We start from the raw sequence: 16,474 nt of genomic DNA on the forward strand, positions 1-16,474 counted from the left end.
CCGCCCAGGACCGTCTTCGGTCCCTCGGCCTCAGGTGGCCGCGTCGGCCGTCACGTCCGGGGAGGACGGAACGGCGCCTTCGGCCCTCTGCAGGGTGACCGTCATCGTCAGGCCCCCACCGGGCGTGTCCTCCGCCGTCAGAGTGCCGCCCATCGCCTCCGCGAACCCCCGGGCCACCGCCAGGCCGAGACCGACTCCCTCGCCGCGCGGAGCGTCGCCGTAGCGCTGGAAGGCGCCGAAGATCCGGTCCTTGACCTCGTCCGGGACTCCGGGGCCGCGGTCCACGACCCGGAGTTCCACGCGGTCCGCCAGGGCGCTCGCCGCGACGAGGACGGGCTGCCCGGGCGGGCTGTACTTGACCGCGTTCTCGACGATGTTGGCGACGGCCCGTTCCAGGAGGCCGCGGTCGACGGCGACCATCGGCAACGTCTCCGGGATGTCCAGCTCGACGCTTTCCTCGGGGACGCCGAGCAGCGCCATCGGGACGACCTCGTCGAGGTCGGTCTCCCGGATGACGGCGGTGACGGTGCCCGTGTCCAGGCGGGACATGTCGAGCAGGTTGCCGACGAGGTGGTCGAGGCGGTCGGCGCCGTCCTCGATGCCCGCCAGGAGCTCGGCCCGGTCCTCCTCCGACCACTCGACGTCGTCGGAACGCAGCGACGTGACCGACGCCTTGATGCCGGCGAGCGGCGTGCGCAGGTCGTGGCTGACGGCCGCGAGGAGCGACGTACGGATCTTGTTGCCCTCGGCCAGCTTGCGGGCCTCCTCCGCCTCGCCCACCAGCCGCTGCCGCTCCAGCACCACGGCGGCCTGCGCGGCGAAGGCGCCGAGCACGCGGCGGTCCTCGGCGGGGAGCACCCGGCCGCCCAGGGCGAGGGAGAGGTGGTCGCCGACCGGCATGTCGGCGTCCGCGTCGTCGGGGCGGTCGCACGGACGGTGTCCGACGGAGGCGACGCACGACCACGGCGCCGTCTCGTCGGGACGTTCGAGGAGGGCGACCGACTCCATGGAGAAGGTCTCCCGGACCCGTTCCAGGAGCGCTTCGACGGTCGTCTCACCGCGCAGCACACCGCCCGCCAGGAAGGAGAGCGTCTCCGCCTCCGCCCTCGACCGGGCCGCCTGATGCGTCCGGCGCGCCGCCAGGTCCACGACCGAGGCCACCGAGATCGCCACCCCCACGAAGATCGCCAGCGCGGTGATGTTGCGCGGGTCCGCGATCGTCAGTTCGTGGATCGGCGGGGTGAAGAACCAGTTGAGGAGCAGCGAGCCGAAGGCCGCGGACGCCAGGGCCGGCTTGAGTCCGCCCAGGAGCGCCGCCGCGACGGTGAGCGTGAGGTAGAGCAGGACGTCGTTGGCCAGGCCCACTTCGGGCACGGCCGAGTTGAGGACCACGGTGAGGAGGGCCGGTCCGCAGAGGCCGACGAGCCAGCCCCAGATCGTCCGGGACCGGCCGAGCCGGGCCCCCCGGGCGACGGGCAGCCCCCCGCCCTTCGCGGCCTCGTCGTGGGTGACGATGTGGACGTCGAGGTCGGGTCCGGACTCCCGGGCGACCGTCGCGCTGACACCCGGCCCGAAGAGGTAGTGCCAGGAGCGGCGCCGACTCACGCCGAGCACGATCTGGGTCGCGTTGACGCCTCGGGCGAAGGCGAGCAGCCCGGCCGGTATGTCGTCGCCGACGACGTGGTGGAAGGTCCCGCCCAGGTCCTCCACGAGGGTGCGCTGGACCGCCAGTTCCTTCGGGGAGGCCGAGGTCAGGCCGTCGCTGCGCGAGATGTACACGGCGAGGACCTCACCTCCGGCTCCCTTCTCGGCCAGCCGCACGGCCCGCCGTATCAAGGTCCGGCCCTCGGGCCCGCCGGTCAGACCGACGACGATCCGCTCCCGCGACCCCCAGATCTTCGAGACGCGGTGCTCGGTCCGGTACTCCTGGAGGTACTCGTCGACCCGGTCGGCCGTCCACAGCAGGGCCAGTTCGCGCAGGGCGGTGAGGTTGCCGGGGCGGAAGTAGTTGGAGAGCGCGGCGTCGACCTTGTCCGGCTTGTAGATGTTGCCGTGCGCCATACGGCGGCGCAGCGCCTGCGGCGACATGTCGACCAGTTCGATCTGGTCGGCCCGGCGGACGACCTCGTCGGGCACGGTCTCCTTCTGCCGGATGCCCGTGATGGCCTCGACGACGTCCCCGAGGGACTCCAGGTGCTGGATGTTGACCGTCGACACGACGTCGATCCCGGCCGCGAGCAGCTCCTCCACGTCCTGCCAGCGCTTGGCGTTGCGCGAGCCCGGGACGTTCGTGTGCGGCAGCTCGTCGACGAGCGCGACCGCGGGCCGACGCGCCAGGACGGCATCCACGTCCATCTCCGTGAAGGACGTCCCCCGGTACTCGATCGTCCGGCGCGGAATCATCTCCAGACCGTGGAGCATGACCTCGGTCCGGGGCCGGTCGTGGTGCTCGACGAAGGCGACGACGCAGTCCGTACCGCGCTCGACCCTCCGGTGCCCTTCGGAGAGCATCGAGTACGTCTTGCCGACCCCCGGCGCCGCCCCCAGATAGATACGCAGCTTTCCGCGTCCCATGTTCTGCGTCTCTCCTACGGCTCTACGGTTCGAACCGATAGCCCATACCGGGTTCGGTGATCAGATAGCGGGGATGCGACGGATCCATTTCCAGCTTGCGTCGCAACTGGGCCATGTAGACCCGGAGATAGTTCGTCTTGGTGCCGTAGCTGGGCCCCCACACCTCCTGGAGCAGCCGGCGCTGGCTGATGAGCCGCCCAGGGTTGCAGATCAGTATTTCCAGCAGATGCCATTCGGTCGGGGTGAGCCGTACATCACGCTCCTCGCGCCGCACCCTCTTGGCCACCAGGTCGACGGTGAAGTCATCGGTACTGACCTGGCCTCCCGCGACCGGTTCGGCCGCCGGAGCCTCCGCGGCCCGCCGGGTGGCTGCGCGCAGCCTGGCCAGGAGCTCGTCCATGCTGAACGGTTTGCTCATGTAGTCGTCGGCCCCCGCGTCGAGGGCACGGATCTTGTCCTCGGAGCCGCTACGAGCGGAGAGAACCAGTACGGAGGCACGGCTCCAGCGCCGCAACGCCCGGATGACGTCGACGCCGTCCATGTCCGGCAGCCCCAGATCGACGATCAGCACGTCCGGCGGTTCGGCGGCGGCGAGGGAGAGCGCCGTGGCACCGTCCGGCGCCGCGTCCACCACGTATTGGCGCGCCTGCAGGTTGATCACCAGCGCTCGTGCGAGCTGTGCGTCGTCCTCGACCACCAGCACCCGCGTCATCGGCGTGCTGCCTTCCTCTTGTACGTGCAGTTCGTGTGGTAAGTGCAGTTCGTGTCGTCCGTCGTGCCGCGGGAGCCGGCGGACCCGGGGCGTTCCCGGATCCGCCGGCTCCCGTGCCGCTTCGACAAGGCCATCAGCCCTTCATCAATTCCCTGAGTGCGATGTCGAGTCGGAGGACGTTGACGCGGGGTTCGCCGATGAAGCCGAGGATCCGGCCGTCGGTGTGGTCGGCGACGAGCCGGTCGACCCGGGCGACGGTGAGGTGGTTCCTCGCGGCGACGCGGTGGACCTGGAGCCGGGCGTACCGGGGGGAGATGTGCGGGTCGAGGCCGGAGCCGGAGGAGGTGACGGCGTCGGCGGGGACGTCGGAGGGCCTGACCGGGCGGCCGGGGACGGAGTTGTCCTTGACGACGGCGGCCTTGGCGTCCTTGATCTCGGAGCCGTTGGCCTTGCCGGGGAAGGCCGCCTGGGCGATGCCGGTGACGGCGAGCGGGTAGAGCACGCCGCAGAGCACGGTCAGGACGAGCAGGGCGTGCAGGCCCGCCCAGAGCAATCGTCCTGCGTTTCCTATGTTGTTGTTCATCGTGGTCAGCCGATTCCGGGGATGGGGGGGAGGAGCAGGTCGATGAGCTTGATGCCGATGAACGGGGCGATCAGGCCGACCACGTTCTCCACGCTCATGAGCGCGTCACTCCCTGGTGAGTCCTTATGGGTGTCCTGTGGCGAGGAAACCCGCTGCGCGGGGCGCCTGGGAGCACTTTGACGGGTCCCTTGCGGGGTGCCGTCACATGCTGACGGCGTCTTGGCGGATCCCTGACGCGCGGCCACTCTCTCGGCGGAATCCGGAGGCGGCTCCGAGCGCCGAGGAGCCGAGGGCCCGGACGGGCGGGCAGGACGTCCGGGCGCGGCACCATGGCACGGGCGCGGTACGAGCGCGGCACCGTGGCACGGGATCTCGGCCCTCGCCCGCCGCGCCGTACCGTCCCGGAACTCCCCCGCCCGGCCCAGGAGTGCGGCCGCGACGGGCTCCGTCTCCGTGGGCGGGCCCGGTGTTCGGCTCATGGGCCGCGGACCGCGCAGCCGGACGGCGGCCCAACCCACCTCCGCCCAGGGGGGATTCCCTGGTTCCGGGGTGGGGCTGGCCGCACCCCGGGCCGGGGGTGCGTCGGATGTCCCGGCGATCAGCGGTTCCGTAGCGTCGCCGTCATGACCAACACCACGACCCGCACCCGCTTCCGGCAGGCGGTGCAGCGCAGGCGAGTACGCCGGTCCCTGGCCGCCGCGACCGCCGTCGTCCTCGCCGCCCTTGCCGCCGCCCCGGCGGTCGCGGCCTCCGAACCCCGCCCGGCACAGCAGAGCACGGGGCGCGGGGCCCTTCTCGGTGTCACTCCCGTCGCCGACCTGAGCCGGGCCGAGGTCGCCGCGTTCCTCAAGGACGCCGGCATCGATCCGGCGACCGTGCGCCACGGTGTGCGCGGCTACCGGCTCACGTACCGGACCCTGACGCCCCGGGGCGAACCGACCACCGCCACCGGCCTGTTGGCGCTCCCCAAGGGCGGCGAGCGCCGGCTCGACCTGGTGGCCGACACGCACGGCACGATGGTCCACCGCGACTACGCGCCGTCCGTCGCCCAGGACTTCGGGCTGTACGCGCCCTATCTGCACGCCGCCGCGGGCCGCGCCGTCGCCGCACCCGACTACCTCGGGCTCGGCAAGGGCCCCGGCCTCCACCCGTACATGGACACCGCCTCCTCCGTCTCCGCCTCGCTCGACATGCTGCGGGCCTCCAGGACCGCCGCGCGTGCGCTCGGCAGGCCGCTCACCGGAGACGTGTACGGCACCGGGTTCTCCCAGGGCGGCCAGGTCGCCATGGCGCTGGGCCGCGAGCTGGAGCGGGGCGCGGACCGGCACTTCCGGCTGCGGGCGCTCGCGCCGGTAGCCGGACCGTACGACCTCCAGGGCGCCGAGACCCCCGCCCTGTTCGACGGCCGCGTCAACGACATCAGCGGTGTCTTCTACATGGCGTACTTCCTCACCGCGCAGAACCGGCTGCACCCCGTCTACGACGACCCGGCCGAGGCCTTCCGGCAGCCGTACGCGGGGTACGTGGAGGAACTCTTCGACACCCGGCACACCGAGGAGGACATCTTCACGAAGCTGCCCGGCTCGGTGAAGGAGCTGCTGACCGACGGCTTCTACGAGCGGCTGCGCCACCCGGACGGCGGCCTGCTGGCCGCGCTCAAGGCGCAGGACGGGACCTGCGACTGGAAGCCCGACGTGCCCGTACGGCTGCACAGCGCGGCCGGCGACACGGACGTGCCGATCGCCAACTCCGCCAGCTGCGCGGCCGATCTGGCCCGCAACGGTGTGACGGCCCCCGTGATCGACCACGGAAAGACCGACCACAACGGCTCCTTCAAGCTGGCGGGGCCCCAGATCGTGCGCTGGTTCGACACGCTCGCGCGCTAGGGGCCGTCAGGCCGGTCATGTGCCGCTTGAGCCGGTCGACGGCTCGTCCGCTCGCCGACCTGGTGCGACGATCAGGGACAGCGGGCGGCAACGGCCGTCCGCCGGCCCCCTTCGGCACCGGGGCCCGCAGCGGCGTCGACGGGTCCCGACCCTGCCCGTTCGGCGCGGCCTTCACCCGCCTGGAGGAGGGCGAGCGCCTCGCGGCCCGGGTCCTGACCGGGCATCCGCGCCTCGACGCCCTCGCCGACCCGGCTCTCTGGCTGCTTCCGGAGGCGGGTGCGAGGGCCTCCCGCGAGAACGGCACCCTGAGGGGCGGTGTGCGGGACCCCGACGGGCTCGGGCGCCGTGTCGAACGGGACACCGCCCACTCGGTCTTCACGGTCTCGGGCCTGCGCCGACCGCGTCCTCGTCCAGCGCGGCCGCGGCCTGGGCCGCCAGGTCGGCGGCGACCAGGCGCGCCTCAAGGGGCGGCGGTACGGAGCCGGGTCCGGGGGTCATCAGGAAGCGGCCCTGGTACCGGCCGTGGACGATGGCGCGCAGTTCGATCTCGCCGTCCGGCCAGCCCTGCTGCTCCAGGTCCCAGATCCAGCCGTCCACCCGTACCGTCCCGTCGGGGTCGAGCCGCGGCGGGCGCCCGATGAGCATGCCGTACTCGAAGCGGCATGCCCGCAGTTCGAGGACCTCGACGAGCTCCTGCCGCACCCGTCGGACGACGTCGTCGGACGACGTGCTGACGCGGGTCAGCCGGGTGGTGCCGTGCAGCCGCTCCAGATGCGTGGCGTCCGAGACCGCCACCCGCCTCATCGTCCTTCCGTAGGCGGCCAGTTGGGAGACGATCAGGCCGACGGACAGGAGCAGGACGGCGGTCTCGGCGTCGGCGCGGTCCTGGATGTGGAAGCTCTGGTACGGCACGGTGTGGAAGAAGTCGAACCACGCGGCGGCCGACAGGGCGGCGAGCGCGCCGGCGAACCGGTTGCCGAGCGCCGAGACGGCGACGACCACGACGACCAGCAGCAGGGCGAGATTGGTGTGCGTGACGGACGTCCGCAGCGGCAGCAGCGCGAGGGCCGCGGCGAACGGTGCCAGGACTCCGGCGGCGACGGCGGCCGTGTCCCGAAGCGGAATCCTCATGATCCACCTCGCAAGGTCCAGCCCCCCGCTGCACCGACACATCAAGCCTCCGCCCGGTGCGGCGTGGACGGCACCGGAGGGAGGAGTCCTTGACGGATCTCTGACGACGGGGTCAGCAGCGGAAGCGGAGCCGGCAGACGACCGCGTCCGTGTCGCGGCGGACGGCGTGGGCGACGACCGCGCCCCGCTGGTTCTGCAGGGCGCGCTGCCAGAGCCGCTCGGGCTCGGCCTCCGGGATGAGGACGGTGACCCTGGTCCCCGGTGCGGTCGCCCCCAGCTCGCGTACGTAGGCGCTGATGGGCCGGCCGAGGGACCGGCGCTCGGAGGAGAGCCGTACGAGGGGGACTCCCGGGTCCCACAGCGCCCAGTCCCGCTCCAGGGCCTCGGTGGCCGCCAGGTCCTCGGGGTCCGGGTGGCAGACGGTGAGGGCGCGGACCTCGTCGCCGAGGGAGACGGCGGCGGTGAGGGCCTCGCTGGTGACGCGGGTCAGGGAGGAGACCGGGACCAGGACGAGGGAGCGCTCGCGGTGCGGGGCCTCCGGGATCCGGCCGACGCCGAGACGCTCGCCGATCTTCCCGTACGCGCGGTGGACGGCCTCGAAGGCGAGGACGAGGACCGGGAGGGCGATGACGATCAGCCACGCCCCGTCGTGGAACTTGGTCGCGGTGACGACCACCGCCGACACACCGGTGAGGACCGCCCCGAAACCGTTGAGCAGGGCCTTCGCCGCCCACTTGGGTCCCCTCTCCCGGCGCCAGTGCAGGACCATGCCGGTCTGGGCGATCGTGAAGCCGACGAAGACGCCGATCGCGAAGAGCGGGACGAGGGTGTTGGTGTCGCCGCCGGAGAAGACGAGCAGGGCGGCGGAGACGACGGCCAGCCAGACGACGCCGTGGCGGTGGACCTGGCGGTCGGCCTTGAGTCCGAAGACGTGCGGCAGGTAATTGTCGCGGGCCAGGAGCTTCAGCAGGACGGGCAGGCCGCCGAAGGAGGTGTTCGCGGACAGGGCCAGGAGCACCATGGTGGCGAACTGGACGACGTAGAAGGCCCAGTTGTGGCCGAGGGAGGCGTCGGCGAGCTGGGCGAGGACGGTGACGCCCTCGACCGGCTGGAGGCCGAAGCGGGAGATCAGTACGGACAGGCCGATCAGCATCACGCCGAGCAGCGCGCCGAGCGCGACCTCGGCGCGCATGGCCCGCCGGGCGGCGGGGGCGCGGAAGGACGGCACCGCGTTCGCTATCGCCTCCACGCCGGTGAGCGCGGAGCAGCCGGAGGCGAACGCCTTGAGCAGGAGCAGGGCGCCGACGGTGGTGGCGTTGTCCGCGAGGACGGAGGCGTGGCCGTCCGAGGCCGCCGTGGAGACCGGCGCGTCGCGGAACAGGCCCACGACGATCAGCGCGAGGATCGCGCCGATGAACACGGCGGTCGGGAGGATGAAGGCGCGGGCCGAGTCGACGATCCCCCGCAGGTTCACGGCGGTGATCAGGACGAGGACGCCGAGGCAGATCACCAGCCGGTCCCCGTAGAGCCCCGGGAAGGCGGAGGTGAGGGCGGCGACACCGGCGGTCACGGCCACGGCCACGTTCAGGACGTAGTCCAGGACCAGGGAGCCGGCGGCCACGAGGCTCGTCCGGCGGCCCAGGTGGGTCTTGGCGACCGCGTACGACCCGCCGCCGTCGGGAAAGGCGGCGATGACCTGCCGGTACGAGGCCACGAGCACCGCCAGCAGGCCGGCGATGGCCAGCGTGACCGGGAGCGTGAAGCCGAGACCGTGTCCACCGGCGGCCGCGAGGACGAGCACGATGGCCTCGGGGCCGTACGCCACCGAGGCCATCGCGTCCAGCGACAGCGCGGCGAGCCCGGTGACGGCCGTCAGCTTGTGGCGCGCGCCGGTGTCCGGGGGCTCCTCTGCGACGGGCGTGGCCCCGTTTTCGGTGGTCAGAGCGGACATGCGGGTGATCTCCTTCGTGCTCAGGTCCGCTCAGGGTGTCCCCCGTCCGGCGTGGCTTCCGCGCTTCCTGCCGCGTTCTTGGCGCCGGGTGCCGCTCTCTTCACACGTTCTTGACACGAGGGCTCGGGAGGCCGGTGAGGCCGGGTCGCGCATCTTGACGTTTTCCTGACGCGCTCGCCCCGGTCGGTCGTTGACGCGTTGCTTACGCTGGCCCGGCCGTCCGCACGTATGGACGGATACCCCTCATCCGACCCAGTTCAGGAGTACCCCATGGCCACCACACCGGACGCGCGCACCGGACGATTGCGCGCGTGGATGCTGGAGGGCCTCTCCGACATGGGCAAGGGCAGGCCCTCCCGGCCCAAGGAGACGGCGCCGGACGCCGGGCACCAGGGCCAGCCGTGGTGGCGGGTGATGTGCCTGACCGGTGTCGACTACTTCTCCACCCTCGGCTACCAGCCCGGCATCGCCGCCCTGGCCGCCGGGCTGCTCTCCCCCGTCGCCACGATCGTGCTCGTCATCGTCACCCTGGCCGGCGCCCTGCCGGTCTACCGGCGGGTGGCGGAGGAGTCCCCGCGCGGCGAGGGCTCGATCGCGATGCTGGCGCGTCTGCTGTCCTTCTGGAAGGGCAAGCTGTTCGTCCTCACCCTGCTGGGCTTCGCCGCCACCGACTTCCTGATCACCATCACCCTGTCGGCGGCCGACGCCTCCACGCACCTGGTGGAGAACCCGCACCTGGAGTCGGCGCTGCATGACAAGCAGGTGCTGATCACCATGATCCTCGTGGCGCTGCTCGGCGCGGTGTTCCTCAAGGGCTTCCTGGAGGCCATCGGCGTCGCCGTCGCTCTCGTCGGCGTCTACCTGGCACTGAACGCCGTGGTCGTGGTCAACGGCCTGTGGCACGTCCTGACCGAGGGCCACGTCGTCACCGACTGGACCACCGCGCTGACGGCCGAGCACGGCAACGTCTTCGCCATGGTCGGTGTGGCCCTGATCGTCTTCCCCAAGCTCGCGCTCGGCCTGTCCGGCTTCGAGACCGGCGTCGCCGTCATGCCGCACGTGAAGGGCGACGAGGGCGACACCGAGGCCGAGCCCACCGGCCGCATCCGCGACACCAAGAAGCTGCTGACCACGGCGGCGCTGATCATGAGCGTCTTCCTGATCTGCACCAGCTTCATCACCACGGTGCTGATCCCGGCGAAGGAGTTCGAGTCCGGCGGCAAGGCCAACGGCCGCGCGCTCGCCTACCTGGCCCACGAGTACCTGGGCAACACCTTCGGCACCGTCTACGACATCGCCACCATCGCCATCCTGTGGTTCGCCGGCGCCTCCGCCATGGCCGGTCTGCTCAACCTGATGCCGCGCTACCTGCCCAAGTACGGCATGGCCCCGCACTGGGCCCGCGCCGTGCGCCCCATGGTCATCGTCTTCACCCTGGTCGCCTTCCTCGTGACCTGGATCTTCGACGCCGACGTCGACGCCCAGGGCGGCGCCTACGCGACGGGTGTCCTCGTCCTGATCTCGTCGGCGGCCATCGCGGTGACCATCGCGGCCCGCAAGGCGGGGCAGAAGGGCTGGACGATCGGCTTCGGTGTGATCTCGGTGGTCTTCCTCTACACGACCGTCGTGAACGTCATCGAACGTCCGGACGGCGTGAAGATCGGTGCCTGCTTCATCGCGGGCATCATCCTGATCTCGCTCCTGTCCCGGCTCGGGCGGGCCTTCGAGCTGCGTGTCACCCACATCGAGCTCGACGAGATGGCGGAACGTTTCATCCAGGACATCTCCCGCCGCACCCCCCGCTTCATCGCCAACGAACCGGGCAACCGGGACGCCGAGGAGTACCGGGCGAAGAAGGACCAGATCCGCGCCGACAACGACGTCCCCGGCGCCGAGGACTTCGTCTTCATCGAGGTGACCGTCACCGACCCCTCCGAGTTCGAGGCCGGTCTGACGGTGAAGGGCGAGGTGCTGCACGACCGTTTCCGGGTCCTGACCGTGGAGTCCTCCTCCATCCCCAACGCCCTCGCGGCCCTGCTGCTGCATGCCCGCGACCTCACCGGCGTCCGCCCGCACATCTACTTCGAGTGGACCGAGGGCAACCCCTTCGCCAACTTCTTCCGCTTCTTCCTCCTCGGCCGGGGCGAGGTCGCCCCCACCACCCGAGAGATCCTGCGCGAGGCGGAGCCCGACCGGGAGCGGCGCCCCCGCGTCCACGTCGGCTGACACCCGAGGCGGCCCGGGACCGCGGATCCGGACGCCGCCGCGCCCCGCCGCATCCGGCGGGGCGCGGTGCGGAGCACGGTTCAGACGGTCCGGGCCGCCTGTCCCCTCTCGCGGACGGACGGCCCCTTCCGCGGTGCCCGGGCGGTGGTCGACGGGCCGGTGACCGCGGGGGCGGTGAGCGTCGGGTCGACGGTCAGGAGCTCGATGCCGAGCGGCTCGGCCAGTGAGCGCAGGACCGGCTCCGAGAGCCGGATCCAGGGCTGCTCCGCGCCGAGGGTGGCGGTCAGCCTCTCCACGGTGGTGAACCCGACGGCGGTACGGGTGCCCAGCGGCGTCCGGAAGACCCGGACCGCCACCGCTCGTCCGCCCGGCCGGACCGGGGCGTACAGGGGACCGGCCGGGTCGGGTTCCTCGGGCTCGGGATCGTCGTACTGGAAGAGGCACATGAGGCGCTCCTTGGGGGACCTCGCACGGGCAGATGTCCGCCGGACGCGTGAACGCGATCCGGCACGGCATCGAAGCTATGCCCCGGTGCCCCCGCATCCGGCCGGTCCCTGACGGGACCTTGACGGCCGCCGGTCGTCTTCGTGCGCGTCCCTGACACTCCCGGGCCCGCCGCCCGGCGGTGGGCCCCGGCCTCGGGGCCCGGCTCACTCCGTGGGGGCCGGCGCTTCGCGCCGTACGGCGTCGGTCACCTCGGCGGTCGGCGGTGGCGCGTGGCTGCGGCGTCGGCGCAGCCAGACGTAGAGCATCAGGCACGGCAGCAGCAGTCCGCCGAGGGTGAGGACGAGGAATGCCGTGAGGCCGCTGATGTGGCCGACCAGCCAGTCGAAGTTCTGCCCGAAGAAGCCGACCACGAAGGACATCGGCAGGAACACGCTCGCGAGGATGGTGAGCCGCTCCATCGTGGCGCTCTGCCTGAGGTTGATCTTGTTCTGCTCGACGGAGATGACCGCGATGTTCGCTTCCAGGACCGTGGTGAGGAGGTCGCGTTGGGCGGCGACCTCCTCGTTGACGAGGAGCAGGTGGTCGTGCACGTCGCGGATGTACGGCACGAGGGCCGACGGTGACTTCCCGGGCTGCAGGCGCCGTCCCAGCACGGCGAGCAGCGGGTGCACGGCGCGGTAGAAGTCGGTCGCCTCGCGGCGCAGGAAGTAGATCCGTTCGGTCGGGGCGACGGCCCCGGAGAACACGGTGGCCTCGATCTGCTCGATGTCGCGTTCGAGCTCCTCGACGACCGGCGCGTAGCTGTCGACCACCTGGTCGAAGATGGCCCACAGCGTGGAGGCGCTGCCGGCCTTCAGCAGTTCGGGGCGGCTTTCGAGCCGGCTCCGGGCTCCGTGCAGCTCGCTCGCGATGCCCTGGCGCACGGTGATCACGAAGTGTTCGGCGAGGAAGATGCTGATCTCGCCTGTGTCGACCTCCTCGCGCTCGTCGTCGTAGCGCGCCGTGCGCAGGATGATCAGTTCGGTGCCGTCCTCGTACTGCTCCGCCTTCGGCCGCAGGTGGAAGGTCCGGGCGTCCTCGACAGCGAGCTCGTGCAGTCCGAAGACCTCGCGGACCCGGGTCAGCTCCTCGGGGCCCGGTTCGAAGACGCCCAGCCAGACGAACCCTCCCCGCTTGCAGTGTGCGGCCGCCTGCTCCAGTGGCATCGCGCCCTCGTGCTGGCGACGTCCGTCCTGGTAGTGCGCACAGTCGACGATCATGGCCGCCTCCTCGCGGCCGGTCGGCGTGCGCCGTCTCCTGCCCACCGGCGGCGTGGCGCGCCGTACCGGCCTCACAGGAATAGATGCTCCTCCGAGTCGTCCGGATTGTCCTCACGGCCGGTGTCGACACGCCCGTCCGGATGCGGTGGTTCGTCGGCCCGGTCGACGAGGATCGCACTGCGGTCACCGCCCCGCGGTGCGGAGGGGACGGCTCGGCCGTCCGCGACGGTCACGCCCGGTTCCGGCCGCCCGCGCCGCGTGGGTGCAAGCCCTCCTCCCGCCGTCGGGCCGGACGCGTCCGTTCCCGTTCCCAGCCCGCCGGAGTCATCATGGCCCCGCCCTCGGACCCGCCTCGCCCACGCCGTTCCGGGGCGTCGGTCCTCCCGGTCCTGCTCCCATCGCCGTCCTGATCGTGGTGGCGGTGTCCGTGGGGTCGTGGCTGCAGTTCTCCGAGCGGCAGGCGCTCGACACGGTCCACACGGCCGGCTTCGGTCGGGGGTGTCGTGGATCTCCGGAGGGAGCCGGATGGCGCCCTCGCCGTCGCGACGTGGCCGAGCCTCACCGAGTGGGATCCGACGGAGCCGGGCCGTCGGTGGGCAGCGTCAGGCGGAAGACCGTGCACCCGGGACGGCTGGTGACCGCGGCGGTACCACCGTGGGCGGTGGCGACGGCATGCACGATCGCGAGCCCGAGACCAGTACTGCCCGTCGTACGGGAGCGGGAGTGGTCAGCCCGCACGAAGCGGCCGAAGACCTCGGTCCGAAGTGATTCGGGGATGCCGGGGCCGTCGTCCGTCACGGTCACGGTCACGTCTCCCGGCCCGGTGGCGAGCGTGACGGTCACCTCGGTGCCGGGCGGGGTGTGGGTGCGGGCGTTGGCGAGGAGGTTGCCCACGGCCTGCTGGAGGCCGCGGGCATCGCCGGTGACGGTGACGGGTTCTTCGGGGACGTCCAGGCGCCAGCGGTGGTCCGGGCCGGCAGCGCGGGCGTCGTCCACCGCGTCGAGGATCAGCAGGGTGAGGTCGAGCGTCGCGCGCTCGACCGGCCGCCCGGCGTCCAGACGGGCCAACAGGAGCAGGTCGTCGACGAGGGCGCTCATACGCTGCGACTCGGCCGCGATGCGTTCCAGCGCATGCCGGACGTCACCGGGTACCGGGCCCCGGTGGCGGAGCGCGAGTTCGGCGTGGCCGCGGATGTTCGCGACGGGGGTGCGCAGTTCGTGGCTGGCGTCGGCGGCGAAGTGGCGCAGCCGCTCCTCGCTGGCGTGGCGCCGCACGAGCGCGTTCTCGATGTGGCCCAGCATGCGGTTGAGGGCGGTGCCGACCTGCCCGACCTCGGTGCGGGGATCGGTGTCGGGCAGCGGGCCCGGCATGGCGACCTCGCCGCTCGCGAGGGGCAGCCCGGCCACCTCCGCGGCCCGGGCGGTGACGCGTCGCAGGGGGCGAAGGGAGATCCGGACCCATGCCGCGCCCAGGAGGGCGGTGCCGGTGAGGGCGGCGCCGAACACGACGGCCTCGACCGCTTCGACGCGGCGGACGGTCTCCTCCAGCGGGTGCAGCGGAAGCCCGGTCAGGAGGACGTCGCCGTCGTCGCCCCGGACGGCGGTGACGCGGTAGGCGCCGATCCCGGAGAGGCGGACGGAGTGCCCGTGCCCGTCCGCGGGGACGCGGGCGAGGGTGCTGCTGTCGGCGGTGGTGAGGCGCAGCGGGCGGTCGGTCGCGTCTTCGACGACGGCGGCCTGGGTGACGGTGCCGTCCAGCAGGCGCGCTCCGAAGGTCCCGTCGGCCTGGCCCCGTGTGTCCGGGCGATTGTCGGCGTCCGGTTCGGCCTCGTGCTCCAGGCTCGCGGCGAACCGGCCAGGGGATGCGGCGAGCTGCTCGTCGAGCCGCCCGGTCAGGAAGCCGCGCAGCGCCACGGCGGTGGTGATGCCGACGGCCAGGCAGGCCAGGGCGAGCAGGGCGACCAACCCGGCGGTGAGCTGGCCACGCAGGGTGCGGGGTACCGGGCGCCTCACGGCGTGCCGTTCGCCTTGAGCACGTACCCGACCCCACGCACCGTGTGGATCATCGGCGGGCGTCCGGCGTCGATCTTCTTGCGGAGGTAGCTGATGTAGAGCTCGACGACGTGGGCACGCCCGCCGAAGTCGTAGGCCCACACGCGGTCGAGGATCTGGGCCTTGGACAGCACCCGGCGCGGGTTGCGCATGAGGAAGCGCAGCAGTTCGAACTCGGTACGGGACAGGTCGATGACGACTCCGCCACGGGCGACCTCCCGCGCCTCCTCGTCCATGGTCAGGTCGCCGACGGCCAGCCGGGGCGCTCCTGCGGGGGCTGTTCCGTGTCCGGCCCTCCGCAGCAGGCCCCGCAGCCTGGCCAGGACCTCCTCGAGGCTGTAGGGCTTGGTGACGTAGTCGTCGCCGCCCGCGGTGATGCCGGCGATCCTGTCCTCGACCGCGTCACGGGCGGTCAGGAACAGCACGCACAAGCGGGGTGCGTCGCGCCGGAGCTCCCGCAGCACCTCCAGGCCGTCGAGGTCGGGCAGCATCCGGTCCAGGACCACGGCATCGGGCCGGAAGTCGCGGCCGGCCGCGACCGCGGTCGCCCCGTCGGCCGCCGTCCGGACCTCCCATCCTTCGCCGCTCATCGCCGCGGCGAGGACGTCGGTCACATCGGGCTCGTCGTCCACGACGAGGATGCGGACGGGGGCGCCGTCGGGATGGTGCGGGGGTGATGTCATGCGGGGCTCTTCCATGGCCCTTCCAGCATCTCCCGTCCTGCGGCCGGGCGGGACACCGGGTGCCTCTGAGTTTCCTCTGAACCTCCGCTGAGGGTGACGGCCGGGGCGGTTTCAGAGGGAACCCAGAGGTTGGGCTGGGAGGCTGCGGCCCGTCTGCTCTCCCCCGTCCCGTCCGAAGGAGCATCATGGGACTCGGCTTGATCAACGGTCTTCCCGTCCACGTCCTGCTCGTGCACGTCGTCGTTGTCCTCGTGCCCCTTGCCGCGCTCGTGCTGATCTCCTGTGCCTGCCTGCCACGCGTCGGCCGCCGGTTCGGTCTCGCCATGCCGGTCCTCGCACTTGCCGCCCTGGTCAGCGTGCCGTTGACGACGGAGGCGGGCGAGTGGCTGGAACGCCATGTGGAGGGCGACCCGCTCGTGCGCCGCCACGCGGAGCTCGGTGACGGGCTCTTGCCCTGGGCCGTGGGGCTCTTCGTGCTGGCCGCGGCGGTCTGGTGGGTGCAGCGGCAGGCCACGGCCTCCGTGCCGGACCGTGCCGCGGCCGGGTGGGTGCGGTCGGCTCCCGTGCGCACTGCGGCCGTGGTGCTGTCCCTTCTGATGGGCGTGGGCAGCACGGTGCAGGTCTACCGGATCGGCGAGTCCGGGGCGAAGGCCGCCTGGCACGACGGCTACTCCGCCACGGCCCACCCGCGCTCGGAGGGGTAGTACGTCCGCCGCGGTCCCTCGCGGGTCCGGTCACCGAACCACGCCGGCCACTGTCCGCAACCGCGCGACCGGAGGGACTGGACCAACGGTTACCCCGACGTCGTCGACACCTGGGGCTTCGGCCATCTCCGTGGCCTGCTGCCCTGGCAGGCTTCGGGCCTCGCAGGCTCGGAGCAACGGCAGGGACCCTGTGGTCAGTCGTCTTCGCTCTCGGTCAGGTGCTCCATGGGTCGCTCCAGGATCTCCCCGGAGAGGGTCGGCGCCCG

General features: G+C 72.2%; 12 protein-coding genes. 3 read left to right on the forward strand and 9 right to left on the reverse strand.

Annotation, left to right across the window (positions count from 1 at the left end; translation table 11 throughout):
* Nucleotides 1–30: 30 nt before the first annotated feature.
* From ACH4TP_RS24490 to ACH4TP_RS24500, 3 genes are all read right to left on the reverse strand, one after another.
* Nucleotides 31–2,574 carry an ATP-binding protein gene (locus ACH4TP_RS24490; protein WP_398439127.1) on the reverse strand — a complete coding sequence of 848 codons (2,544 nt, stop codon included), beginning with the start codon at nucleotides 2,572–2,574 and terminating at the stop codon, nucleotides 31–33.
* Nucleotides 2,575–2,596: 22 nt separating this feature from the next.
* Entirely contained in the window at nucleotides 2,597–3,286 is a 690-nt protein-coding gene (locus tag ACH4TP_RS24495) for a response regulator (protein ID WP_398439128.1), read from the reverse strand.
* A 133-nt stretch (nucleotides 3,287–3,419) separates the two neighbouring features.
* The gene (locus tag ACH4TP_RS24500; protein ID WP_398439129.1) at nucleotides 3,420–3,869 is read right to left on the reverse strand and encodes a potassium-transporting ATPase subunit C; all 450 of its coding nucleotides are present in this window, start codon (nucleotides 3,867–3,869) and stop codon (nucleotides 3,420–3,422) included.
* A 623-nt stretch (nucleotides 3,870–4,492) separates the two neighbouring features.
* Between ACH4TP_RS24500 and ACH4TP_RS24505 the strand changes: the two genes are divergently transcribed.
* Nucleotides 4,493–5,755: an alpha/beta hydrolase gene (locus tag ACH4TP_RS24505; protein ID WP_398184546.1), complete on the forward strand. Its 1,263-nt coding sequence runs from the start codon at nucleotides 4,493–4,495 to the stop codon at nucleotides 5,753–5,755.
* A gap of 375 nt (nucleotides 5,756–6,130) precedes the next feature.
* On the opposite strand, the gene ACH4TP_RS24510 is transcribed toward ACH4TP_RS24505, so the two are convergent.
* Nucleotides 6,131–6,886, reverse strand: coding sequence for a DUF4118 domain-containing protein (locus tag ACH4TP_RS24510; RefSeq protein ID WP_398184543.1), 756 nt, complete (start codon nucleotides 6,884–6,886; stop codon nucleotides 6,131–6,133).
* A 112-nt stretch (nucleotides 6,887–6,998) separates the two neighbouring features.
* On the reverse strand, nucleotides 6,999–8,837 hold the full coding sequence (locus ACH4TP_RS24515) for an APC family permease (protein WP_398184540.1): 1,839 nt from the start codon (nucleotides 8,835–8,837) through the stop codon (nucleotides 6,999–7,001).
* 270 nt (nucleotides 8,838–9,107) lie between these two features.
* Between ACH4TP_RS24515 and ACH4TP_RS24520 the strand changes: the two genes are divergently transcribed.
* Nucleotides 9,108–11,063, forward strand: a complete 1,956-nt coding sequence (locus ACH4TP_RS24520; protein WP_398439130.1) for an amino acid transporter — start codon at nucleotides 9,108–9,110, stop codon at nucleotides 11,061–11,063.
* An 80-nt stretch (nucleotides 11,064–11,143) separates the two neighbouring features.
* On the opposite strand, the gene ACH4TP_RS24525 is transcribed toward ACH4TP_RS24520, so the two are convergent.
* The 4 genes from ACH4TP_RS24525 to ACH4TP_RS24540 form a co-directional block, all read right to left on the reverse strand.
* The gene (locus tag ACH4TP_RS24525; protein WP_398439131.1) at nucleotides 11,144–11,509 is read right to left on the reverse strand and encodes an SAV_915 family protein; all 366 of its coding nucleotides are present in this window, start codon (nucleotides 11,507–11,509) and stop codon (nucleotides 11,144–11,146) included.
* A 204-nt stretch (nucleotides 11,510–11,713) separates the two neighbouring features.
* Complete coding sequence (locus tag ACH4TP_RS24530) at nucleotides 11,714–12,769, reverse strand: magnesium and cobalt transport protein CorA (RefSeq protein ID WP_398439132.1); 1,056 nt, start codon at nucleotides 12,767–12,769, stop codon at nucleotides 11,714–11,716.
* Nucleotides 12,770–13,327: 558 nt separating this feature from the next.
* Nucleotides 13,328–14,782, reverse strand: coding sequence for a sensor histidine kinase (locus ACH4TP_RS24535; protein ID WP_398184527.1), 1,455 nt, complete (start codon nucleotides 14,780–14,782; stop codon nucleotides 13,328–13,330).
* Nucleotides 14,779–15,519 (reverse strand): response regulator transcription factor, encoded by a 741-nt coding sequence (locus ACH4TP_RS24540; RefSeq protein ID WP_398184524.1) that lies wholly within the window; start codon nucleotides 15,517–15,519, stop codon nucleotides 14,779–14,781. Before ACH4TP_RS24540 ends, ACH4TP_RS24535 begins: the two co-directional genes overlap by 4 nt.
* Nucleotides 15,520–15,689: 170 nt before the next feature.
* Here ACH4TP_RS24540 and ACH4TP_RS24545 point away from each other — a divergent pair, with 170 nt between their 5' ends.
* Entirely contained in the window at nucleotides 15,690–16,208 is a 519-nt protein-coding gene (locus tag ACH4TP_RS24545) for a DUF2231 domain-containing protein (protein ID WP_389225992.1), read from the forward strand.
* Nucleotides 16,209–16,474: the final 266 nt, after the last annotated feature.

Origin of the sequence: Streptomyces sp. NPDC021012 (assembly GCF_044333355.1) — a bacterium.
GTDB lineage: Bacteria > Actinomycetota > Actinomycetes > Streptomycetales > Streptomycetaceae > Streptomyces.

What these genes read in the sequence shown, in the direction of transcription:
- ACH4TP_RS24490 (WP_398439127.1), bottom strand. Translation starts at nt 2,574, where the DNA reads ATGGGACGCGGAAAGCTGCGTATCTATCTGGGGGCGGCGCCGGGGGTC.
- ACH4TP_RS24495 (WP_398439128.1), bottom strand. Translation starts at nt 3,286, where the DNA reads ATGACGCGGGTGCTGGTGGTCGAGGACGACGCACAGCTCGCACGAGCG.
- ACH4TP_RS24500 (WP_398439129.1), bottom strand. Translation starts at nt 3,869, where the DNA reads ATGAACAACAACATAGGAAACGCAGGACGATTGCTCTGGGCGGGCCTG.
- ACH4TP_RS24505 (WP_398184546.1), top strand. Translation starts at nt 4,493, where the DNA reads ATGACCAACACCACGACCCGCACCCGCTTCCGGCAGGCGGTGCAGCGC.
- ACH4TP_RS24510 (WP_398184543.1), bottom strand. Translation starts at nt 6,886, where the DNA reads ATGAGGATTCCGCTTCGGGACACGGCCGCCGTCGCCGCCGGAGTCCTG.
- ACH4TP_RS24515 (WP_398184540.1), bottom strand. Translation starts at nt 8,837, where the DNA reads ATGTCCGCTCTGACCACCGAAAACGGGGCCACGCCCGTCGCAGAGGAG.
- ACH4TP_RS24520 (WP_398439130.1), top strand. Translation starts at nt 9,108, where the DNA reads ATGGCCACCACACCGGACGCGCGCACCGGACGATTGCGCGCGTGGATG.
- ACH4TP_RS24525 (WP_398439131.1), bottom strand. Translation starts at nt 11,509, where the DNA reads ATGTGCCTCTTCCAGTACGACGATCCCGAGCCCGAGGAACCCGACCCG.
- ACH4TP_RS24530 (WP_398439132.1), bottom strand. Translation starts at nt 12,769, where the DNA reads ATGATCGTCGACTGTGCGCACTACCAGGACGGACGTCGCCAGCACGAG.
- ACH4TP_RS24540 (WP_398184524.1), bottom strand. Translation starts at nt 15,519, where the DNA reads ATGGAAGAGCCCCGCATGACATCACCCCCGCACCATCCCGACGGCGCC.
- ACH4TP_RS24545 (WP_389225992.1), top strand. Translation starts at nt 15,690, where the DNA reads ATGGGACTCGGCTTGATCAACGGTCTTCCCGTCCACGTCCTGCTCGTG.